Genomic DNA, 22,683 nt, shown 5'->3' with positions numbered 1-22,683 from the left:
GCATCGAGAACGGCGCGCGCCGATGAAGATCCTCCTGTACTGCCTGAACTACTCCCCCGAACTGACCGGCATCGGCAAATACACCGGCGAGCAGGCACGCTGGTTCGCCGCGCGCGGGCATGAGGTGCGCGTCATCACGGCGCCACCCTACTATCCGGCCTGGCGCGTCGGCGCGGGCTACCGCGCATGGCAGTACCGGCGCGAGCAGCACGACGGCGTGCAGGTATGGCGCGCGCCGCTGTGGGTGCCCAGCCGGCCATCGGGCCTGAAGCGGCTGCTGCATCTGGCCAGCTTCGCGGCAAGCAGCCTGCCCTGCCTGCTGGCGCAATGGCGCTGGCGTCCGGACGTGGTGATGGTGGTCGAGCCGCCGCTGCTGTGCAGCCCCGCCGCGCTGCTGCTGGGACGCTGGACCGGCGCGAAGACCTGGCTGCATGTGCAGGACTACGAGGTCGATGCCGCCTTCGCGCTGGGCCTGCTGAAACAGCCGCTGCTGCGCAAGCTCGCCTGTGCGCTGGAACGCCATGCGATGGCGGCCTTCGACCGCGTGTCGACGATCTCCGAGGCGATGCTGCGGCTGGCGCGCGACAAGGGCGCGCCGGAGGCACGCACGCAACTGCTGCCGAACTGGGTCGACCTGCGCGCGATCCGGCCCGGCCGCGGCAGCCTCTATCGGCGCCGGCTCGGCATTCCGGCCGATGCGACGGTGGCGCTGTACTCCGGCAACATGGGCAACAAGCAAGGGCTGGAGGTATTGGCGCAGGCGGCGCGCCAGCTGCGCGACCGGCCCGACATCTGGTTCGTGCTGTGCGGTGACGGCGCCGGGCGCGCCGCGCTCGAGCAGGCCTGCGCCGGGCTGCCGCAGGTCCGCTTCCTGCCGCTGCAGCCGGCCTCGCGCTTTCCGGCGCTGCTGGCCGCCGCCGACCTGCACCTGCTGCCGCAGCGTGCCGACGCCGCCGACCTGGTGCTGCCGTCGAAGCTGGCCGGCATGCTGGCCAGCGGCAGGGCGGTCATCGCAACGGCCCATGCGGGCACCGAGCTGGCCCGCCTGGTGGCGCGCTGTGGCCGCGTGGTGCCGCCCGGCGATGGGCTCGCGCTCGCCGCGGCGATCGAACAACTGGCCGGGGACCCCGCCACGCGCGACACGCTTGGCGCGGCGGGACGCGCCTGGGCCGAGCGCCATCTGGACCGCGACGCGGTGCTGGGCCGCTGGGAGGCCGCGATGCAGGCCCTGTGCGGCGAGCACACGGCGGTCAGCGTGTCCGCGGCAAGCGTCGGCACCGAACGATGAATCGCGCGGCTGCGCCTTACCGGTCGCTGCCGCTGGTCACACCGCCACCGCCCGTGCCGCGATCCGAGGTACCGCTGCCTTTGGTCGCGCCGGACGGCGTGCTGGCCTTGCCGCCCCCGGCACTGGCGCGGCTGCTGCCCTGGGTCGAGTCGGACACGCCGCTGGCACGGCGCGAGTCGCCCGCCGGCCTGCCGCTGGTCGCGTCGCCGCCGCGGTTGGCCGCGGTATTGCCTGCCGTATTGCCTGCCGTATTGCCTGCGGTATTGCCCGCGGTGTTCGCCGTCCCCCCGCCGCCGGGCGCTGCCTTCGCGCTGCCGGGCGGCTGACGTCCGCCGGACGGCGATCCGGTGGTGGGACTGCCGCCATGCTCGACATCGCCGGCGCGGGATTGACGCGAATCGCCGGCGCCGGCTTGTGCGCCACCCTGAGCGCCACCCTGAGCGCCACTCTGGACACCGCCTTGCCCGCTTCCTTGCGTGTTCGACTGCGCGCCCTGCCCGGGACCGACCGCGCCGCGCGCACCGCCGCTCAGGGGACCGCTGGCGCCGCCCGCCGTGCCGGTCGCCGCACCAGCTTCGGCGCCGGTTCCCGACGATGTCGCGCCCGTACCCGTGTTGCCCTGCGCGCTGGCGCCATCGCTCATGCCGGTCGATCCCGCCTTGCCGCTGCCGCCGCTGGAGCGGCCCTGCGCCATCGCGAGCTGGCTGGCCAGCGCGAGGCAGGATGCGGCCACCACCAGCAGATGTCGTGGTTTCATGCTGTCCCTCCTGATTGTCGACGTGGCGATCCACGCGATCTCTGCGCGGTCTCCAATGCCCCTCTCCACGCAAGCCGCATGCCGGCATGTGGGCACGATCCGCGACATGCGGACGCCGCACCGCGCGGCGTGCTTGCAGAATTTGCTCCACGGACTTGCATATTTGGGGCCGGCACGCCGCGCGTATCGGCGAACGCTTCCCCGTGGATCACGGCGCGGCGGCGAACGCGCTGGCCGGCACGCGCGCCGAGCGCCGCGCCAGCCGTTCGAACTCGACCATGTCGTGGCCGCAGCAGACCGTCATGTGGCCGTCGCGCCGTTCCTTCAGTTCGCGCAGATGCCGTTGCGTGGCCAGCCGCGCGGCGCGGTCCTTTTCCATCATCCATTGATAGAAGCGCAGCCCCGGCGTGCAGTACGGCCGCACCGGGTCGAGTTCGCCATGATGGAAGTAGGCGTCGCCGGCCTGCAACAGCCATTCGCCCTGCGCCTGCACCGCAATGCCCGCATGGCCGAAGGTGTGGCCCGGCAAAGCGACCATCGCGACTTCCGGCGGCAGGCCGTCGAGCGTGCGCACGCGGTCGAAGCCGTACCAGCGCTCGCCGGCGTCCGGCGCGTAGGTGCGCCAGCGCTCCTGCGTCGACCACTGTTGCGGGCGGAAGCGCTGGCGGTCCAGCCAGGTGCGCTGCAGCCGCGCATAGTCGCGTTCGGCCGCCATCAGGTGGACGGTAGCCCAGGGGAAATCGTCGAGGCCGCCGGCGTGGTCGAAGTCCAGATGCGTCAGCACGATGTGCCTCACATCGCGCGGATCGAAGCCGAGCGCCTGCACCTGACGATAGGCCGTCATCTCGTCGCGGAAATCGGGCCGCAGCAGCGTCAGGAAGAAGCCGCTCAGGCGCGAGCGCGGATCCTGCACGTCGCGCCGGCCCAGGCCGGTATCGACCAGAAGCAGGCACTCCGGCAGCTCGACTAGCAGGCAGTGGCAGGCCAGTTCGCCGCGCTCGAGGATCGAGCGCGAACGCCCGTCCATCAGCCGCCCGCCAAGCGGACAGGTCGAGATGCAGTTCAGATGATGGATCCGCATGAATGCCCTCCTGCAGGATCCTGCGCTCGTGCAAGTCTCATTCCAGGCCGCCCCGCCGCGTCCATGGCGAAGGTCTGTGACCGGCCGCACCGACCCGCTGCGTGGGCCGGCTCACCATCGTCCCGTGCGTGCCGCGCGCTTACCGGGACAGCCGATGCTGATTACGCAAGACGATCCGACCATGGGCCCCTCGTTCTCGCTGGGCAACCGCGTGCAGCGGCAGATCTGGAACTGGGTCTGGCTGTTGCTGTTCCGTCCGAGCCCGCGGCCCGCGCACGCGTGGCGCGCCGCGCTGCTGCGGCTGTTCGGCGCGCAGCTTGGGCGGCATGTCCATGTCTATCCCGGCGTCCGCATCTGGGCGCCGTGGAATCTGCGCATCGGCAACAATGCCGGCGTGGCCGACGGCGTCACGCTGTACAACATCGAGCGGATCGACATCGGCGAGTACTGCGTGGTGTCGCAAGGCGCGCACCTGTGCACCGGTTCCCACGACTACAACAGCCCGAATTTCCAGCTGATCGCGTTCCCGATCACGCTCGCACCGCGGGTATGGATCTGCGCGGAGAGCTTCGTCGCGCCCGGCGTGTCGGTGCCCGAAGGCGCGGTGGTCGCGCCGCGCTCGGTGGTCACCAAGCCGCTGCCGACGGCGTGGACCGTCTACGGCGGCACGCCGGCAAGGCCGATCGGCAAGCGCAAGCCGCAGGGACGCTGATTCGCGACGCGCCGCACTCGGTCTGCGCTCGGTCTGCGTCGGTCTGCGTCGGTCTGCGCTCAGGCGCCCAGCTCCACCACGATCTGCTGGTAGGTCTCGGCGAAGCGGCGACGACGCCGTACCAGGTCGTCGCGCGCAAGGCGCGCCTGTTCGGCGTCCCGCTCGGGCGACGCCGGGCGGGCAAGGACCTGCGCCATGGCGTCGGCCAGCGCCGGCGCATCGTCCGGCGCGAAATAGAGGCCACGCGGCGGCGCCTGTTCGCGATGGACCTCGATATCGGACAGCAGGATCGGCTTGTCCAGCGACTTGGCTTCCTCCACCGTGGTGCTCCATCCTTCGAAGCGTGACGGATTGATCAGCGCGGCCGCGCCGCGCATCAGGCCGGTCAGGTCGCCGTGCGGCACCACGCCGAGGAAACGGAAATGCCGTTGCAGCCCGGCCTGCTCGACGCTTTGGAGCAGGCGCTGGCCATAGCCGGGCTTGCGATGGTCCGCGGTCTGGCCGGTCGACAGCACCAGCGCATCGATCCCGCGCTGGCGCAGCAGGCGCAGCGCCTCGACCACGATGCCGTGGTTCTTGTGCTGCCACAGCTGGTTCGGCAAGTGGAAGTAGGGGCCGCGAAAGCCGTAGCGGCGTTCCAGCTCGGACACCGGCGGCGCCGGCGCCAGCGGATTCACGCTGGCGACGAACTGCAGCACGCGGGCGCGATGCGCCTGCGCCGGAAAGCAGCGCTGCAGGTCGCGGCACGCGGCATGGCTGCTGACCAGCACGCGCGCCGAGCCCTCGCACAAGGACGCGAACAGACGATCGCGCATCGCGATCTCTTCGGCCGAAAACATCTCGGGCAGATGCAGATGCTGAAAGTCCGGAATCCAGCCCAGCGTCGGCACGCCGGCGCGCGGACCGAGCGGGTTGTGGTGCGACAGCACCGCGATGCCCTTGCGGACCAGATAGCGCGCCAGCATCAGATCGGTGCCGCTGGCCGCCTGGCATGCCTTGCGCATGTACCACCATGGATGGCGGCGATCGAGCAGTCCCGTGCGGTGGACCGGCAGCGGCGGCATGCCGTCGAGCAGATACGCCGGCGTGCGCGCGCCGGTCAGGATCACCGGATCGATGGTGCGTTCGGGCAGCGTGTACAGCGCCCACAGCAGGTTGCGGAAGTAGCTGATGCCGCCGAGCCAGCCACGATCCTGAAAGGCAAAGACGAAGCCGACCCTAGTCATCGCACACCGCCTCGAACCAGCGTGCAAAGCGCCGCACGCCCTCTTCCAGCCGGATTTGCGGGGCCCACCCGGTGCTCAGCGTATGGCCGACGTCGGCACGCTGGTCGCAGGGATCGCCATGGCGGGCCTCGCGCGAAAAACACGGACGGCGGCCCGGCGCGAGCTCCCGATACAGCAGCGTCAGCGCCTGCCTGACCGTGGTGGCCGTGCCGCTGGCGCCGTTGTAGATCGCGCACGCCGGCGAGGCATGCAGCGCCACCGCGGCCACCAGGCGCGCCGCATCCTCGGCATGCAGCCAGTCGCGGCTCTCCTCGCCGGTGCCCCCATAGAGGTCGTCGCGCTGCCGGATCTTGCGGCAGGCGTCCCACAGCAATTGCTTGCGCTGGCCCTCCCCATACAGCGAGAAGAAGCGGACCACCGCGACCGGTACGCCGAAATGCGCGCCATACGAGGCACACAGCTGCTCGGCCATCAGCTTGTGGGTGCCGTAGGGGGAAGCGGGCCGCAATGGCACCGTGCCGCCTTCGCGGGCCGGGCAGTGCGCGGCGTCGCCATAGACGGCGGCGCTGGACGGATAGACCACCGGCGTGTGGGGGCAATGCCGCCGGACATATTCGAGGACGGCGGCGATACTGTCGACGGTGCGCGCGTGGTCGCCGAAGGGATCGCGCAGCGACGCCGACACCGAACCGCTGCCGGCGCAATGCACCAGCAGGTCGGGCTCGATCTCGAGCCGTTCCAGGCTCTCGAGCACGACATGGGCACGGTGCCAGACCATGCGGCCCTCGCAGGTGCACCCCGGCACGCCATGGCCAAGACCGATCACGCGCCAACCCGCGGCCAGATAGTGCTCCGCGACGTAGCCGCCGAAGAAGCCCCTCGCCCCGGTAACCAGCACAGTCTTCTCGGTCATCGTCAAATCGCCTGCGACGCGTTGCCAACCAAAACGTTTGGTTGTGTGAACAATATAGCGTTGAGACCGGCAATCCATCGTTGCCTGGGCCTCATAACGTAAAGATTCTTTGCTGACGGTCGTGAAGCGTGAACTGCGGGGCCGTGCGTGCTAGACGCAATGGCTGCGCAGCAGCTGCTTGACCTGTTCGCCGGCGCTGCGCCAGTTCAGCCGTTCGGCGTACTCGCGGTACGCGCCCCGTGCGAGCGCGCCATAGTGCGGGGCGGACTGGAACACGCGTTCGATGTAGTCGCACCACTGGGCCGCATCGGCTTCCAGTTCGAACGTCATGCCGTTGCGGCGATCGCGGACCGCTGTCGGAATGCCGCCAACGCGCGTGGCCAGCGACGGCAGGCCGAAGGAACTGGCCTCCGCCAGCACCACGCCGTAGCACTCGGCGGTCGAAGGCAGCAGCAGGAAATGCGCCTCGCTCATCAGCCGCTCGAAACGGCGGCGGCCCTCCTCGGTGGTCTTCGGCACGAAGCCGTGCAGCTTGACGAAGCTCGGCGGCTCGTACGGCGGGCGGCAGCCGACCACGTGCAGTTCGGTCGGCAGTCCACGGCGGTTCAGGCATTGCGCCACCGCCAGCGCGGTTTCGCCGCCCTTGCGGATCCAGTCCACGCCGATCAGCAGCAGCCTGCAGACACGGTAGTCCTTGCCGAGCACGATCCGCTCGATATCCTGCGAGGTGCGCCGGCAGTCCAGGTTGGCGCCGAACGGCACTACCTTGACCTTGGCCGCATCGACGTCGTAATGGCGCAGCGCGGTGGCGGCGGCCCATTCCGAGCTGAAGATCGCCAGCCGGCAGCGCGACAGCGCCTGCTGTTCGAGCCGGTGGCCGTCGCGCAGCGTTTCCGCGCAGAAATTGCTGAAGCCAGGATAGAAGCCGACCATGCCGTCGAAGGTGGCGTCGGTCCAGATCGCGATCGGGCGGTCGGTGTCCAGGCAGGACACCGGTAGCGTGCCCGGGCTGAGCACCGCGTCGCAATGCGCGCCCTCCAGGCGGCGCTGCACGCGCTGCGCATAGCGGCGCGCCACCGTCGGTGAGCGGTCGCGCTGGTAGTCGCGCCGCAGCAGCCGCCGATAGGCCAGCGCCTTGGCGCGCAGCAGGCAGGCCAGCACCGGCCCCTCGTCGACCTTGTCGATCACTTCGGTCTCGATCGCACTGCTGCGCAGCGCGCGCGGGATATAGCTTGCCGATCCCGACCAGGCATGGGGATCGGAGGCATCGTATGTCGTCACATAGGCCACTCGCATGGTTCTCTCCAGCGGTGGCGGCGCAAGCCGGCTACAGGGGTAACTGCATGGCCCGTCGTCGCTGCTCCTGTACCTTCAGCACCACCATGTATTCGTAGATCGATACCAGCACGCAGTAATGAAATCCGGCCTTCCCGTCGATGAAGCCGAACTTCAGCACGTACAGGTATAGAAAGCGCGCCACCGGCCGCATCGGCAGGCGGAACGACAGCTCTTTCAGCGCCCGCCGGCGCGCCGGCGGATCGGAGGCCAACAGCGAGGAAAAACGGAACTTGTCCTCGTCCAGACTGCGGATGGTCTCCAGCGCTTCCCCCATCGAATATTTGTTGTGCTTGTCGAACCAGGCGTCGAAGCCCTTGTTGAAGCTGTAGTGCAGGAAATGATGGCGCAGGAAGCCGACCGACCCGTCGACCACCGGCGCCGGGTTGACCAGCCGCTCCCAGCGCACCTTGTCGGGCTGGAAGAAGCGCAGTACCCAGATCGGATAACCGCCGGCGAAGCGGATCCATTTGCCGAGAAAGTAGTTCTTGTAGCGGACGCGGTAGGCGACAGGCGCCGAGCTGCCGTCGGCCGGCACCTGATCGGCGATCTCGCGCAGCTCCGCCGCCAGCTCCGGGCTGACCACTTCGTCCGCGTCGGAGTAGTAGACCCACTTGTGCTTGAAGTCGATGTTCTCGTTGGCCCAGTTCTGATGGGCCGACCAGTTGTCGAACTTGCGCTGGAACACGCGCGCGCCGTGGCGCCGCGCGATCTCCAGCGTCTGATCCGTGCTGTACGAGTCGAGCACGACCACATCGTCGGACCACGACACCGACTCCAGGCACCGGGCGAGGTTCTTCTCCTCGTTCAGCGTCAGGATCAGCACCGACACCCTGGCGGTCTGGCACGGCACGGCATGCGTGCCGTCGCCGGCGGCCTGCGGCGTGTCGGGACGCGCCACCGCCTGCGCCGGCAGGCTACGGGCCAGCGGAGCGGTCATTGGCCGTACCTCCGCAGCGCGATGCCGGCGCGCTGCAGCGCCGTGCGCAAGGCGGCGGCGTTGACCAGCGGTTCGGTTTCGCCGCGCCGCCACGGTTCCGCGTAGCCCGGATGGACCGAGATCTCGGTGATGCCGTCGCGCAGCAGCTCCGGCAGCCGCGCGGCCCAGTCGGTGTTGTCGTGGTTGATCGCGCCGTAGTAATGGGTATGGCGCAGCCCGTTGAAATAGCGCTGGCAATAGTTGTTCATCACCGCCTGGCGTGGATTGGCCGTGAAGTAGAAGTTCTGCGGCCGCCGTACCCATTCGAGGCCGGCGCGTTCGAGTTCGGTGCGCAAGGCGCTGATCACGATCGGAAACTTGTGCAGATGGCCGTGGCTGTCGACATGGGTCACCTCGACGCCGTTGTCGCGCAGCTCTTCGAGCTGCACCCGGAACTCGCGCGCGATATCGTCCTCGGACAGCATCCACGCGAGCGCGCGCACGCGCTGCCGATGGCTGGCGCGAAAACGCCCGTCGCGCGTGCACAGCGACGAAGGGCGGCCCGCATGCGGCAGATGGCCATCGACCATGTTGAAGTGCAGGCCGAACGAGAAGCGGCCGCGATTGTGGCGCGCGTAGTCGTACGCCTGCTGCGACGCCGGCCGGCCGGTCATGATGGTGGCGCTGGTCAGCAGCCCGCCTTCGAAACAGGCGATGGTGGCGTCGCAGGTATCGGCATCCCAGCCGAAGTCATCGGCATTGAGGATCAGTTCTCGCATCTGAGGTCTCCCGGTCAACCGCTAAGGGGCCGCATGCGAAAGCGCCGGTCCCGAATCGCGGTCGGCCGGCGGCGCGCCATCGGTGCGGCCCTGAATGATGTCGAGCAGGCGTTGTCCGACCTGCCTGCTCTGGAAGCGGCGCGCGAACGAGAGCGGCGCGGCGGCGCGCATGCGCGCGCGCGTGACCGCATCGGCGGCCAGCCATTCGCGCAGCCCCTGTTCGGTGCCGTCGACCGTATCGGTCTGCACGATGCCCGCGCCGTCGGCCTCGATCTCGCGCCAGATATTGACCTTGTCCGAGATCAGCACCGGCACGCCGCAACCGAGCGCCTCGACGACGGCCACGCCGAAGTTCTCCTGGTGCGAGGGCAGGCAGAACACCTCGGCGGCATGGAAGGCACCCCACTTCTGCGGGCCGGACAACATGCCGGTCCACACCACGCGCGGCGCGATGCCGACCCGTTCGGCCAGCATCTCCAGTTCCTCGCGCAGCGCCGGCGTGCCGGGGCCGGCGATCACCAGCTGCAGCGCCGGATCGACGTTGGCCACGCGCGCGAAGGCCTCGATCAGCAGATCGCAGCCCTTCTTCTCGTGGATGCGGCCGAAGAACAGCACGATGCGCTTGCCCTCGGTCTGCGGAAAGGCAGCGTGGAAGGCGGCGCGCAGCGTGCCGTCGTCGGCGGGCGGTTGCGCGGTGCCATAGGACGCGATGCGTTCCGTGCAGTGGTACCAGGGAAACGACAGGCGGGCGCGCCGGCGCTCCTCGTCGCAGGTGAACAGCACCGCGGTCGCATGGCGCAGCGCGCGGCGCTCGAACAGCAGCCAGTACGCCAGCTTCTTCAGATGCTTGAGCGGATAGCGGGCCTTGAACCACGGGTCCAGCATGCCGTGGGTGAACACGTAGTACGGCACCTTGCCGCGCAGCACCCGCAGCGCGGCAAGGCTGTGGAATTGCCACAGGCCTTCGATGATCACCGCGTCGTAGCGCGCGCCGTGCTCGCGCAGCCATGGCACCAGGCGCGGGTTGTAGGTGTAGATGCCCTTCGACGGCCCCAGCGCGATCACGTTGAGCTCGCTCTCGCGCACCCATGGCGCGGCGGGGTCGTCGCCGCAGACGACATCGACATGCACGCCGCGTTCGACCAGCGGCATCCGCAGCTGGCGCAGGCCCTCGATCGGGCCGCCGCCGGCCGGATTGATCGTCGCGATGATGTGAAGAAGCTTCATGGCCCTGACCGTATCGGCATGCAGCAGGATGGGATGGCGCACCACGGCGGACGGTGCCGCGCCAAGACGCGCCGTGCTGATGGGCGGCGCTCCGTGCCACAAAGCGTAGGCAGCGCGATGGGCAAGCTCTGTTCGCTGGCGCACCCAGCGGACGGGCCGCGGGGCGGCCAGTGGGGCGGCCAACCTCCCGGCCGGCCCCGCTCCGATGGCCGGCGAGCGGAGGGTGGAAGTGGGGGGAAGGCAGGATGGACAAAGGGACGATGGGCCCTGCCTCGCGGCCATCATCCTGATGGTGGAGAACCCACTCATCCATTTGGCGGGCCCCCCGTTCGCGGGGTCCGGCCCGTGTGCACGGCGGGCTCCATGGCGCGATGGGCGGCCGCTGTTTCAGCGCTGTATCGACAGGCCGCGCCGGGCTTGGCCCACTGCGGTCGGAACGTCATCGACGATGAGACGAGTTTCAACGCTGAAACATTATCGGACGAGCGTTGTTTCATTATTGAAACTCGAATGGCCCGATTTATTCTCACCCATTTGGGGAGGCTGGAAACGCTTATGGATCAAGGGTTACCGGATTATGAAAAGCGGTGGTAATCCCATCCTTCCGGGCCCCCCCGGAGGTGACTTGATTTCGACTGACTCAACCCATAAGATGCCCTAAACGGATTAAAGATAAATGTTTTGGGGTGGGGATCAGGGTCGGCTATCGGGCCGGCGCACCACAGTGGCCTGGTGATGCCGATACCGACAGACGGGGGGAAAGCCTGAGCCGCTTCGCCGGGAAGTCGCCTGCGATGAGGCAACTGCATTCGCCAGTGTGTTTGCCTGTTTTCCACCCACAGATACGGGGGAAAAAGAAGATGAATGCACTGTTGATTGAAAGCCATCCCTTGCTCCGGCTGGGCCTGCACCAGATGCTGGAGCGCATCGAGGGAATCGATCAGGTCATCGCGATCGATCCCGCCGATGTCTCTCTTCTCGACGGCACCGACGGCGATACCGACCTGATGGTGTTCGGCATGCCGCAGGATGTCGACGCCGGATGGCAACTGCTGACCCAGGTCCGCCGCGTGCTCAACGCACAGCGCGTGCTGCTGTTGTCCGATATGGTTCCGTTGCAGGTTCCCGCTGCCGCCATGGCGCAAGGCGTCTGCGGCTGCCTGCCGAAATCCGCCTCGCTCGCCGTGCTGGAAGCGGCCATTCGGCTGGCGATGGTCGGCGGCTATTTCGTGCGAGGCAATGGCGCCGCCGGCACGCTGTCGTCGTCGCTGCCAGGCGCCGGCTATGGCGGTCCGGTGGTCGCGCCGGCGTCGCTGGGCACGCGCCCCGTGATCGCCGGTACCGCCACCGTGTCGCCGCATCCGGCGATGCCGGCCTCCTCGCGCAGCGGCATCGTGCCGCCGCACGCCGCCGCGGCGGCGCCGCGTCCCGCGCCGGTCGACACCGGCAGCGCGGAAGCGACCTACTACGACGAAGCCGAGATGCTGCAGATCACGCCGCGGCAATACGAGGTGCTGGTGCTGCTGGCACGCGGCCATCCGATCAAGACGGTCAGCCGCATGCTCAATATCTCGGTGGCGACGGTCAAGAGCCACGCGTGCACGCTGTATCAGCGCTTGAAGGTGCGCAACAAGGGCGAGGCGGTGTACACCGCGCTGCAACGCGGCGCCAAGCTCGAATGGGTCAACGGCGACGGCGCGGCGCCGGTGGCGTCGGTCACGCGCATGCCGCGGCCGACGAACGAACGCGCGGAGATTGCCGAACTGCCGCTGCAGGCGGGAGGCGGCATGCGCTGACGCTGCGCGGGTTACCAACGAAGGCGGGCCGGAGAATATCCGGCCCGTTTTCGTTTGGGTACTGCGGACGCTCGCGCGGGGTGGAACGCTGGCTGCCCTCTCCCCTGCCCCTCTCCCGCAAGCGGGAGAGGGAACACCGACAGCGAGCGTGCGCCACAGGTTGCTGCTCACTCCTGCACGCGGGAGGGGGAACACCAACGGCGAGCGCGCCGCCACGCGTGCCTCCCTTCCGCAAGCGGGGAGAGGGAGCACCGACAGCAAGCGCGCGGCGCTGGTTCGCTCCCCTCTGCCGCTTGCGGGAGAGGGGTTGGAGAGAGGGCAAGGGCAACCGCACCCGCCCGCGACCCCCTTCCGTTGTCCTGCCCTTCCACACCGCATCAAATGTGTGACAACGCACCGATACCCAGTGCCTCGGCGGACACGATGGCAGCATCCGGGGGACATGGCCGTGCGCGTGTCCATGTGCAAGTCGCAGTGGGGGGAGGTTGCCATGAAAGCATTGGAACAGCATCAGCAACGCGGTCCACGCAGTGTGCGCCGCGGTCGGTCGGTGGCGGGATTGGTCGCAGCCAGCGCGATGGGTGCGGCGGCGCTGCTGGCCGGTTGCGCGAGTTCGCCTGGCATGTATTTCGACAAGCAGGCGCCGGTCTCCGCGATCGGCCCCGATGCGGTGCCCAAGATCACGCCGATCACGATGGACCTCGTGCGCGAGCTGCGCAACAACTCGCGCCGCGACAACGAGAACGTCGAGGAACTGTTCGCCGCGCCGCAGCCGTACCGCGTCGGCCCGGGCGACATCATCTCGGTCGTCGTTTGGGATCACCCCGAGCTCGTGTTCCCGACCCAGACCTACAGCATCGGCCAGGCCTACGAACTGCCGAGCACCGGCGGCAGCCCCAACGTGCCGGGCTATGTGGTCAGCCCGCACGGCGACATCCAGTTTCCGTATGCCGGCGTGATGAAGGTCGGCGGCAAGACCGCCAACGAGGTGCGCGATCAGATCGCCAAGGCGCTGTCGCGCGTGGTGCGCGATCCGCAGATGACGGTGCGCGTGCTGGCCTTCCGCAGCCAGCGCGTCTATGTCGACGGCGAGGTCAAGACACCGGGCATGCTGCCGATCGACGACGCGCCGATGACGCTGGTCGAGGCGCTGAACCGCGCCGGCGGCGTGCTGACGCAGACCGGCGACAGCAGCCGCATCCGCGTGACGCGCGGCGAGCGCAGCTGGTACATCAACATGCCGGCGCTGCTGGCCAAGGGCGTCGACCCGTCGCGCATCCTGCTGCGCAATGGCGACATCGTGCGCGTCGAACAGCGCGAGGACAGCAAGGTGTTCGTGACCGGCGAAGTGCTGCGTCCCACCGCGCTGCTGATGCGCAACGGCCGCATGACGCTGAACGAGGCCCTCGGCGATGCCGGCGGCGTCAATCCGAGCTCGGCCAGCGCCGACCAGATCTACGTGATTCGCAAGACCACCGCCGGGGAAGAGCCGAAGGTGTTCCATCTCGACGGCAGCTCGCCGGTGGCGCTGGCCATCGCCGAAGGGTTCGAGCTCGAGCCGAAGGACGTCGTCTACGTCGACGCGCGCGAACTGGTGCGCTGGAGCCGTGTCATCAACCTGCTGATCCCGTCGACCCAGCCGGTGATCGGCACGGCCGGCGTGGTCCGATAGGCGGGCGCGATGATCCGAACCATATTGGTGGTCTGCATCGGCAATACCTGTCGCAGTCCGATGGCGGAAGCCCTGCTGCGGCAGGCGCTGCCAACGTGCGAGGTGGCCTCCGCGGGACTGGCACCGCCGGTCGGCGCGGCAGCGCATCCGTGCGCGATCGCGCTGATGGCCACCGAAGGGCATGAACTGCGCGGGCACCGTGCCCGCGCCGTCGATGCGCAACTGGTGGAGTGGGCCGATCTGGTGCTGGTGATGGACCTCGAGCAGCGCGACGAGGTCGAGCGCCGGTTTCCGGACGCACGCGGCCGCGTCTATCGCATCGGCGAATTCATCGCGGCCGATGTGCCCGATCCCTTCGGCGGTTCGCACAGCATGTTCACCATCGCACTCGGCTTGATCAAGACGGGCATCGAATCCTGGTCGGCACGCATAAGAGCCATTGCGCCGGCCGAATGTCACGGGGAGGCATCATGAACAGCAACAACATCCGGAGCACCCACTCCGAGCGCGCGGACGAGCGCGATGGCATGGTCGATCTGACATCCTGGTTCGACGTGCTGGCGCGATACCGGTGGACCTTCCTGACGGTGGCGGGCCTGGTCATCGCGCTCGGGACGATCTACGCGCTGATCGCGCGCCCGGTCTATCGCGCCGACATCATGGTGCAGGTGGAGGAAAGCACCAACACCACGGCGGCGACCAACCGCGTGGCCGCGCAGATCTCGCCGGTAATCGAGGTCAAGTCGGCCGCCTCCGCCGAGATCGAGCTGCTGCAATCGCGCATGGTGGTCGGGCGCGCGGTCGACAACCTGATGCTGAACGTCGAGGCGTCGCCGCGCTACTTCCCGATCATCGGCCGCGCGATCGCGCAGAACAACAGCGAGCTGTCGCGGCCGGGGCTGTTCGGCTGGGGCGGCTTCGCCTGGGGCAGCGAATCGATCGCCGTCAGCGAGCTGACGGTGCCGGCCGAGATGGACGAACGCAAGATCACGGTCACCGCGCTCGGCAAGGGCGAATACCGCGTCAGCTTCGACAGCGATCCGGCCCGCGCCAACGGCAAGGTCGGCGAGCCGCTGACCGTCAAGACCGCCTACGGCCCGGTCAACCTGACGATCAGCAAGCTCGACGGCCGTCCCGGCGCGCAGTTCGCACTGCGCCATCTGCCGCGCCTGGCTGCGATCGCCCGCCTGCAGCAGCAGCTTCACATCATGGAGCGCGGCAAGCAGAGCGGCGTGATCGGCGTCACGCTCGAAGGCGATTCGCCGCAGCTGACCGCGGCGATCCTCAACGAGATCGGCATGGAGTACGTCGAGCAGAACGTGCGCCGCAAGGCCGCGGAAGCGGAGAAGTCGCTCGAATTCCTGCAGGGCCAGATGCCGCAGCTGCGCCAGCAGGTGGAGGCCGCCGAATCGCGCTATAACGCGATGCGCAACCAGCGCGGCACGGTGGACCTGAGCGAGGAATCGAAGCTGATCCTGGCGCAGTCGGTGCAGATCCAGACCCGCTTGCAGGAGCTGAAGCAGAAGCGGCAGGAACTGGCGATGCGCTTCGTCGGCGATCACCCCAGCATCACCGCGATCGACGGCCAGATCGAGAGCCTGACCGCGCAGCTGAACGGCGTCACCGGCCGCATCCAGCGCCTGCCCGATGTCGAGCAGAACGTGCTGCGGCTGATGCGCGACGTCAAGGTCAACACCGAGCTCTATCAGGCGCTGCTCAACGACGTGCAGCAGCTCAAGCTGATGAAGGCGAGCAAGGTCGGCACCGCACGCCTGGTCGACCCGGCCAACGTGCCGCTCAAGCCGGTGCGGCCGAACCGCCCGCTGATCGTCGCGGTGGCGGTGGGCCTGGGCGTGCTGGCCGGCCTGCTGATGGTGGTGGTGCGCCGCTCGCTCGACGGCGGGCTGACCGATGCCGACGAGATCGAGCAGCAGACCGGCCTGACGGTCTACGCCACGATCCCGCTGAGCCAGCAGCAGACCCGCAAGTTCGGCGGCGCCAAGCCGCTGCCCGGCCTGCTCGCGCTGCAGGAGCCGGAGGACCCGGCGATGGAGAGCCTGCGCAGCTTCCGCACCGCGCTGCAGTTCGCGCTGGTCGGCAGCCGCAACCGCATCGTGGTGATCACAGGCCCCGCGCCGGGCGTCGGCAAGTCGTTCATCGCCGCGAACTTCGCCGCGATCCTCGGCGCGGGCGGCAAGCGCGTCGCGCTGGTCGACGCCGACCTGCGCCGCGGCGGGCTGAACCACCGCTTCGGCTCGCGCCGCTCGCCGGGCCTGAGCGACGTGCTGCTCGGCACGCCGCTGGACAAGGTGGTGCAGCGCCAGGTCGCGCCGGGGCTGGACTTCATCCCGACCGGGGCGCAGGCGCCGCAGCCGGCCGACATGCTGAACAGCCCCGGCATGGAGGCGCTGATCGACGAACTGAAGGCGCGCTACGACGTGGTGCTGATCGATTCACCGCCGGTGCTGGCGGCGGCCGATGCCGGCATCCTGGCCAGCCGCGCGGGCGCGGTATTCCTGGTGGCGCGCGCCGATGTCACCACCGCCAGCGAGCTGCAGGCGACCGACAAGGCGATCCGCCATGCCGGCGGCGACGTCAAGGGCGTGCTGTTCAACGGCCTGCACGTCGAGGGCCGCTGGTACCGCTCGCACTACCACTTCGGCAAGTATCGCTATATGAACCAGTACAGCGCGATCAAGGCCAAGCGGGCCTGATACCGGCAGCTTTGACCCTACCGTCGTATCGGCACCGATCCCCGCCGCGCGCGGGGATCGGCGTTTTGTAGGACAGCGGGCGCGCGCCGCGTAGGAAGCCGCTGTCGGTCTTTTTGCCATTTGTAAGGAGTTGTTGGAACGCGGAAACGGCGACGGCCGCTTGCCATCAAAAATCGAGCGAGCGGCAGCATCCTCCGGGCGTGCGCCGCCACCGTCGTCCCCGCGGCCTGCACGGCCGCGGGCTTCGTTCGATAACAACTCACGAGGTCTGATATGTCCCGAAACCTGACTGTGCGCACCCGAACCGCCCTGGCGGCGCTGGCCGCGGGTCTGATCAGCGCAACTGCCTTTGCCCAGACGCCGATGGCGCCTTCCACCGGCACCGGTGCCGACACCAGCGTTGGCGCGGGTGCTGGTGCCAGTGTTGGCGCCGGCGCTGGTGCCGGCACGATGGCCCCCGCCGGAGCCTCGACCATGCCGACGACCGGCCCCGCCCCCGGCAGCGTTCCGGCCGGCATGGTGGCCGTTCCTCACGGGCCTGGTGTCTACCAGCTCCAGCCGAAGCTGGACCCGCTGGTCGAGCGGCGCATGGCGCGCGCCGAGGCGCGCGGTGAGTACCGCGCGCGCAAGTCCGAAGCGCGGCAGGAATACCGGCAGGAAGTGAACGCCGCCAAGCAGGAGCGCAAGGCGGAAATGCGCGAGGCCAACGAAGAGGCCAAGCGCGAACTGACGACGCCGCCGGCGCGCTGATGCGCTGATGCGCTGAGACGCTGAGACGCTGAGACGCTGACGCAGCGTAGGGCCGCCCCGGGCGCTGGACGACGCCGCGGCGTTAGTCCAGCATCCGGGATGCGGCTCGCGCGGTCGGCGTCGTGGCCGGTGCGATGCCGGTGGAAGCGGCCCGCGAAGAAGCCGGCGCCGCTTCCATTGGCGCACTCGATGCATCCAGCAAATCCAGCGCCGCCAGATGCCGCATCAGGCCAGCGGCGAATTGCGCGCGGCTCTCGGCCAGGAACAGCGAATGGTCCAGCCGCGGCAGCACGTGGACCCGAATGCCGCTCAACTGGGCCAGCGCCTCCAGATGCCGGCCGAAGCACGAGCGGGCTTCCTCCAGGCCGATATCCCCCGCCCCATACAGCAGGTCGACGCGCACGCCGCGGCGTTGCAGGCTGTGCATCGCGTCGCGCGCCCAGGTGTCCGGATCGTTCGCGCCGGGCTTGGCGCCGGCATTCGCACGGCCGGTAAATAGCCGGCGCGCCAGCGCCGCGGCATGCGGCCATGGATCGATCTCGCCGCGCAGCAGCCGCAGCCATTGCGCGGGATTGCGCGCCGCCGCCAGATAGACGCGTGTCGATTGCAGTTGCGCATCGGTGTCATCGTCGCCGTCCCGGCTGTCCCAGCGGAATTTCAGCAGATTGGCGAGCACCAGCCCGTCGATCGGTGCCCCGGCCAGCGCGGCCTGCAGCGCGACGAAGCCGCCCGAGCAAACCCCGCCGACGACCACGCGCCGATATCCGCGTGCCCTCAGCCACGCCACCGCCGCCGCGACATCGCGCCCCGGTTGTTCGCCGTAGAGCGTCGCAATGCGCATCGTGCGCGCCGCCAGCGGACTGTCGCCGAGCGCCGATACGTCAAGCCGCAATGCCGCCACGCCGGCATCGGCGAGCTGGCGCGACAGCGTGACGAACAGCCGGCAGTCGCCGACATGGTGGTTGCCGCCTGTGTTCGGAAACAGCACCGCGGTGCGGGTCGCATTACCGCCATCGTCGGGCGCGCACAGCACGCCGAACTGACGGCCGCCATCGAGCCACACCGGCTGCTCCACCGCGCCCGCGACCCGCAGCACCGCATCGCCGTCGACATGGCACGACGGCTGCCCACGGCGCGCGACCGATGCGGCCGGACCCAGCCATTGCGCGACCTGCTGCCACGCCTGCTCGGGCACGCTGCTGTGCTCGGCCGAACGCATCATCGCGGGATACTCGTCGAAGTCGAGCCGCGTCACCTGCGCGCCCTGCGCACGGTAGCGGCCCGCCAGCGCGGCGACCGGCGAACCGGGCCCGGGCCACGCATCGAGCAGCAGCATGCGCGGCGCGGGACAGACCGCGCGGCGCTCGAGCCGCAGGCTCTCGAGCAAGGCCACCGCATCCGAAGGCAGCCGATAGCCCAGCACCTCGCAGGAACCGTCGCCCGGCGGCGCGACCGGGATATCGGGGATCGCGTTATTGCACCAGCTGCGCTGCAGCGCGCGCAGCTCCCGCAGATAGCTGCGGCCCGTCACAGGAGGCGCCAGCAGGACCAGTCCATCGGCACGCTGGCCGCCGTCGGCGGCCATTGCCTCGGCGGCCAGCACCGCCAGCGTCGCGCCCAGGCGCAGGCCGCACAGCACCACGCGTTCGGCGCCGGTATGCGCGCGCAGCGTCTGGGCCGCACGCACGATGCTGTGCGCACAGGCGCTGAGCCGATCGGGACCGTCCTCGGTCCCCGCGGAATCGCCACAGCCGGGATAGTCGAAGCGCAGCACCGGCATGCCGGCGCTGGCGAGGTCGTCGGCCAGATGCCGCCACGCGCGATGCGACCACATCGCTTCGTGACCCCAAGGCGCGCACAACACCACGCCGGTTGCGCCAGGGCCTGGATGCAGCCAGCCGACGCAGTGGTCGAACGCCACTCGCTTCATCGGTCTTCCCCCGGATGCCGAGAAGGCGCGCGGACAAGAGCCCGCGCGTGCCTGCTCGAAACGTTCCTACTGCCTCCGCAATCCTGCCCGACACCTACGCAGAAACTGGTACGCTGCCCGCTTCACGCCTTGCCCGCTTCACGCCTTGCCCGCTTCACGCCTTGCCCGCTTCACGCCTTGCCCGCTTCACGCCTTGCCCGCGGCGGCCGCCACCGGACGTTCGAGGGCACGGGCCGCCGGTGTTGCAGGCGGCAGCGGCATGCCCAGATACGGATTGATGGTGGCAAAGTCCGCGCGGTTGCTGCGACGCTGCGCGACGCCGTTGATGATGCCTCCCGCGATGCGCGCATCGGCGCGCGACAGCCGCTTGAGCGTGTCGTCGACCTGGCCGGGCAGCGTCACGTCTGCGCGCATCACCAGCAGCGTCGAGCCGGCCAGGCTGGCGATCAGCATCGCGTCGGCGACCGACAGCACCGGCGGCGTATCGACGATGACCAGGTCGAAGCGCTCCTTGCACTGCTGCAGCGCGTCCTTCAGCGTCGGCAGCATCAACAGTTCCGACGGATTGGCCGGCGTCGCGCCGGCACCGAGGATGCACAGGCCCGCGACCACGGTCGGCTGCACCGCCGCGCCGACCGGAATGCGGCCGGCCAGCACATCGGACAGGCCCGGCTCGGCGGCCTGGCCAAACCACGTCGCAACCTTGCCGCGCCGCATGTCGGCGTCGATCAGCAGCACGCGTTGCCCGGCCTCGGCGAACAGCACCGCGAGATTGACCGCGGCGAAGGTCTTGCCGGCACCGGGCGCGGGACTGGTGATCGCCAGCACGCCATCGGGCGCGCCGCGCAGGCCGAAGTACAGCGAGGCGCGCACGCTGCGCAAGCCTTCGACCGCCAAGGCATGCGGCGAGCGGCGCGCCAGCAGGAAGCGGTCGTGCAGCCCGTTGCCGTTGCGGGCGCCGGCCTGCGGGTCCGCGCCGCCTTGCGCCTCGGCCAGCGCGGTGCCTGGCGCGGGCGCGGCCAGCCGTTGGCGCGCGGCGTCGGCCAGTCCCATCGCCGCCATCGCGCCGAAGCGCCGCTCCAGTTCGGCCTGGCGCTCAAGTTCGGCCTGTTCGTCGCTGAAGGCGACGTCGCCGAGCATCGGCAGTCCCAGGCGCGCCTCCGCTTCGTTGGCATCGGCGACCACAGGCTTGACGCGCCGGCGCAGCATCACGCCGCCGATCGCCAGCGCCAGCGCCGCCGCGCCGCCTGCCACCGCGGCCGGCCATGGGCCGATACCGACGGGCACGGTCGAGGCAGCGGCCGCATCGACGACACGCACCGCGCTGCTGCGGTCGGCCTGCACCAGCGACAGCTGTTCGATCTTGCGGCGCAGGGTCATGTACATGTCCTCGGCCACCTTGACGTCGCGCGTCAACGCGACCGATTCGCGCTCGGACAGCGACAGGTTCTGCATCCGTTCGTCGAGTTCGCGCCGCTCGCGGATCAGTTGCTGGATCTGGCTGTCGACGGTCTTGACCTCGTTCGCATCGGTAGTGAAACGCTGCAGCAGCTTGGTGCGCTCGAGCCGCAGCGCCGCGATCTGGCGCTGATATTCCATGCTGCCCTGCAGATACGACTGCGCATCCTGCGTCGGCTGGATCGAGCCCGAGCGCGAGCGATAGCGGGTCAGCGCCGACTCCGCGCGTTCGAGCTCGGCCTGCACGCGCGGCAGCTCGGCCGCGAGGAACGCCAGCGATTCGGCCGCGTCGCCGCGACGGGCGCTGGTCTGCCCGCGGATATAGCCCTCGGCGATGCCGTTGATCAGATCGGCGGCCTGCTTGCGATCGCCGCTTTGCCACGACAGCCGCACGGTGCCGCCCGGCATTTCGCTGACCTTGAGCTGGCTCGCGATCGCATCGACGGTCGCGACCGGATCACGGCGCATCAGCGTGAAACGCGTGCCGGGCCGCGCGTCGATGCGCGAGATCAGTACCTCGACGCCGTCGACCGCGGCCGTCTCGCCGACGCGGCCTTCGAGCAGCGTACGGTTGGCATCGCCGAGGCGGAACGCGCCGCCGCTGAGCACCTCGAGCGTCAGCGGCTTGTTCAGCAGCCGCTCGGGCACTGCGAGCGTATCGAGCGCGATGCGCTCGCCGCCCCATGCGTAGCCCATTCCCGGCGGCCAGGCGCCGCGCACCTGTCCGGGCTCCGACAGCCGCGCCGCCAGCGCGCCCACCAGCGGCGCGCGTACCGGCTCGGCGGTGATGCCCAGCCTGAGCTGCTCGATCACCGGCGCGGCGACCGCGCGGCTCTTCAGAATGCTGGCGTCGAAGCCGGCGGCGGGCGTCGATGGCGCGCCCGGCGTGCCGCTGACGGCAACGTCAGGCCGCGCGACCTGGATCAGCGCCGCGGCTTCGTAGCGCGGCGGCACCGTCAGCGCCGCCAGTCCGGCCACGGCCGCGCCGGCCAGCGTCGCGCCGACCAGCAAGCCCGCGCGATCCTGCAGCGCACGCGCATAGCCGGCCGGCCGCTGCGGCACCACGTTGGGAGCCGGCATCGTTCCGGCGAAAGACAACCTGTCCACGGCAATCTCCTGACGCACTGGCGCAAATCACGCTTCGGCGAGGGCCGGCAGCAGCCGGTCGAATTCGCGCTTGACGAGCTTGTAGCATTCGCACGAATGCGCTTCGAGCCCATGACGATCGAGCACCGTGATATGGCCGCGGCTGTGGTGGATCAGGCCGAGGTCCTCCAGCTTGCCGGCGGCCTCGGTCACGCCCTCGCGGCGCACGCCCAGCATGTTGGCGATGACCTGCTGCGTGATCACCAGCTCGTTGGTCGCCATGCGATCGAGCGCGAGCAGCAGCCAGCGGCACAGCTGCTTGTTCAACGAATGATGGCGATTGCAGACCGCGGTCTGCGCGATCTGCGTCAGCACCGCCTGCACGTACAGCAGCGTGGCGCGCTGGATCGTCGGCGAGCGCATGAACTCCTGGCGCAACGTGCCGGCCGACAGCCGGTACGCGAAGCCCGGCGTGCGGACCTCGACGCGGCACGGCATGGTGTCGCCACCGGTCAGCACCGGAATGCCGACCAGCCCCTCATTGCCGATCGCGGCGATCTCGGCCGTCGCGCCGTTTTCCAGCAGCGACAGCATCGACACGATCGCCGTGGTTGGAAAGTACACATGATGGATGCGTTGACCCGAGTCGGTGAGCAGTTGTCCCGCACGCATCCGTACCAGCTCCAGGTGCCCCGACAGCGTTTCCCATTCCTTGCGCGGCAGCGAGGCCAGCAGGTGGTTGACGTGCAAATCCGAACGTTGACCGATCATTTCTGTTCTCCCTTCTTGTCCTTTTTGTTCCCTGGCTTTCCCTGTTTTCCCCCGCCTCGCACCGATGCCCATCGACGACGTCCGTCACAACCACGAGACAACACGCTGACCGTAACGGCGACGCGGTGCGGCTTGCGTGCTTCCATTAAGTTCCATCTGTGGGACGCCCAACAGTAGCCGCACGGCTGAAACCTGCTCATCCTTCGGTAGGTGGGAATCGGAAGGGAGCCGCGTTACAGCGATGCAACCGTTTGGCGCACCACTTCGGC

18 protein-coding genes are annotated in these 22,683 nt (G+C 69.2%); 7 read left to right on the top strand and 11 right to left on the bottom strand.

Translation table 11 applies throughout. The features are described 5' to 3' along the window. Nucleotides 1–22: 22 nt before the first annotated feature. Nucleotides 23–1,288 carry a glycosyltransferase WbuB gene (locus LRR16_RS11990; RefSeq protein WP_232205989.1) on the top strand — a complete coding sequence of 422 codons (1,266 nt, stop codon included), beginning with the start codon at nt 23–25 and terminating at the stop codon, nt 1,286–1,288. A gap of 16 nt (nt 1,289–1,304) precedes the next feature. On the opposite strand, the gene LRR16_RS11985 is transcribed toward LRR16_RS11990, so the two are convergent. Next, nucleotides 1,305–2,045 (bottom strand): hypothetical protein, encoded by a 741-nt coding sequence (locus tag LRR16_RS11985; protein WP_232205987.1) that lies wholly within the window; start codon nt 2,043–2,045, stop codon nt 1,305–1,307. A 208-nt stretch (nt 2,046–2,253) separates the two neighbouring features. Beyond that, the gene (locus LRR16_RS11980) at nt 2,254–3,126 is read right to left on the bottom strand and encodes an MBL fold metallo-hydrolase (protein ID WP_232205985.1); all 873 of its coding nucleotides are present in this window, start codon (nt 3,124–3,126) and stop codon (nt 2,254–2,256) included. Between the two features lie 154 nt (nt 3,127–3,280). On the opposite strand from LRR16_RS11980, the gene LRR16_RS11975 reads away from it, so the two are divergent. Next, nucleotides 3,281–3,838, top strand: coding sequence for a colanic acid biosynthesis acetyltransferase WcaF (locus LRR16_RS11975; protein ID WP_006577400.1), 558 nt, complete (start codon nt 3,281–3,283; stop codon nt 3,836–3,838). 59 nt (nt 3,839–3,897) lie between these two features. Here LRR16_RS11975 and LRR16_RS11970 read toward each other — a convergent pair whose 3' ends face one another. The 6 genes from LRR16_RS11970 to LRR16_RS11945 form a co-directional block, all read right to left on the bottom strand. Further along, a complete protein-coding gene (locus LRR16_RS11970; protein ID WP_232205984.1) occupies nt 3,898–5,064 on the bottom strand; it encodes a glycosyltransferase family 1 protein in 1,167 nt (388 codons plus the stop codon). Next, complete coding sequence (locus LRR16_RS11965) at nt 5,057–5,977, bottom strand: NAD(P)-dependent oxidoreductase (RefSeq protein WP_006577399.1); 921 nt, start codon at nt 5,975–5,977, stop codon at nt 5,057–5,059. The genes LRR16_RS11970 and LRR16_RS11965 overlap by 8 nt, the downstream gene beginning before the upstream one ends. A 150-nt stretch (nt 5,978–6,127) precedes the next feature. Then, nucleotides 6,128–7,273, bottom strand: coding sequence for a glycosyltransferase family 4 protein (locus tag LRR16_RS11960; RefSeq protein WP_043442257.1), 1,146 nt, complete (start codon nt 7,271–7,273; stop codon nt 6,128–6,130). A gap of 31 nt (nt 7,274–7,304) precedes the next feature. Continuing rightward, nucleotides 7,305–8,252: a glycosyltransferase family 2 protein gene (locus tag LRR16_RS11955; protein WP_232205982.1), complete on the bottom strand. Its 948-nt coding sequence runs from the start codon at nt 8,250–8,252 to the stop codon at nt 7,305–7,307. Beyond that, nucleotides 8,249–9,010 carry a ChbG/HpnK family deacetylase gene (locus LRR16_RS11950; RefSeq protein ID WP_064576767.1) on the bottom strand — a complete coding sequence of 254 codons (762 nt, stop codon included), beginning with the start codon at nt 9,008–9,010 and terminating at the stop codon, nt 8,249–8,251. The genes LRR16_RS11955 and LRR16_RS11950 overlap by 4 nt, the downstream gene beginning before the upstream one ends. A gap of 21 nt (nt 9,011–9,031) precedes the next feature. Further along, a complete protein-coding gene (locus LRR16_RS11945) occupies nt 9,032–10,237 on the bottom strand; it encodes a glycosyltransferase (protein ID WP_232205980.1) in 1,206 nt (401 codons plus the stop codon). Nucleotides 10,238–11,097: 860 nt separating this feature from the next. Here LRR16_RS11945 and LRR16_RS11940 point away from each other — a divergent pair. The 5 genes from LRR16_RS11940 to LRR16_RS11920 all read left to right on the top strand — a co-directional run bounded on the left by LRR16_RS11940 (nt 11,098) and on the right by LRR16_RS11920 (nt 17,169). Further along, entirely contained in the window at nt 11,098–12,033 is a 936-nt protein-coding gene (locus tag LRR16_RS11940) for a response regulator transcription factor (protein ID WP_023265075.1), read from the top strand. Between the two features lie 490 nt (nt 12,034–12,523). Then, nucleotides 12,524–13,705 (top strand): polysaccharide biosynthesis/export family protein, encoded by a 1,182-nt coding sequence (locus LRR16_RS11935; protein ID WP_052511460.1) that lies wholly within the window; start codon nt 12,524–12,526, stop codon nt 13,703–13,705. Nucleotides 13,706–13,714: 9 nt separating this feature from the next. Then, complete coding sequence (locus LRR16_RS11930) at nt 13,715–14,179, top strand: protein-tyrosine-phosphatase (protein ID WP_023265076.1); 465 nt, start codon at nt 13,715–13,717, stop codon at nt 14,177–14,179. After that, nucleotides 14,176–16,419 (top strand): polysaccharide biosynthesis tyrosine autokinase, encoded by a 2,244-nt coding sequence (locus tag LRR16_RS11925; RefSeq protein ID WP_023265077.1) that lies wholly within the window; start codon nt 14,176–14,178, stop codon nt 16,417–16,419. The genes LRR16_RS11930 and LRR16_RS11925 overlap by 4 nt, the downstream gene beginning before the upstream one ends. Before the next feature lie 273 nt (nt 16,420–16,692). Beyond that, the gene (locus LRR16_RS11920; RefSeq protein ID WP_232205973.1) at nt 16,693–17,169 is read left to right on the top strand and encodes a hypothetical protein; all 477 of its coding nucleotides are present in this window, start codon (nt 16,693–16,695) and stop codon (nt 17,167–17,169) included. Between the two features lie 82 nt (nt 17,170–17,251). On the opposite strand, the gene LRR16_RS11915 is transcribed toward LRR16_RS11920, so the two are convergent. The 3 genes from LRR16_RS11915 to LRR16_RS11905 form a co-directional block, all read right to left on the bottom strand. Beyond that, nucleotides 17,252–19,099: an alpha/beta fold hydrolase gene (locus LRR16_RS11915; protein ID WP_232205971.1), complete on the bottom strand. Its 1,848-nt coding sequence runs from the start codon at nt 19,097–19,099 to the stop codon at nt 17,252–17,254. A 186-nt stretch (nt 19,100–19,285) separates the two neighbouring features. Next, nucleotides 19,286–21,664 carry a polysaccharide biosynthesis tyrosine autokinase gene (locus LRR16_RS11910; RefSeq protein ID WP_231906540.1) on the bottom strand — a complete coding sequence of 793 codons (2,379 nt, stop codon included), beginning with the start codon at nt 21,662–21,664 and terminating at the stop codon, nt 19,286–19,288. Nucleotides 21,665–21,691: 27 nt separating this feature from the next. Continuing rightward, nucleotides 21,692–22,414, bottom strand: coding sequence for a Crp/Fnr family transcriptional regulator (locus tag LRR16_RS11905; protein ID WP_006577453.1), 723 nt, complete (start codon nt 22,412–22,414; stop codon nt 21,692–21,694). Nucleotides 22,415–22,683: the final 269 nt, after the last annotated feature.

The organism is Cupriavidus sp. UGS-1 (genome assembly GCF_021213615.1).
Taxonomy (GTDB): domain Bacteria; phylum Pseudomonadota; class Gammaproteobacteria; order Burkholderiales; family Burkholderiaceae; genus Cupriavidus.
This window is presented reverse-complemented; position numbering and strand designations above follow the sequence as displayed.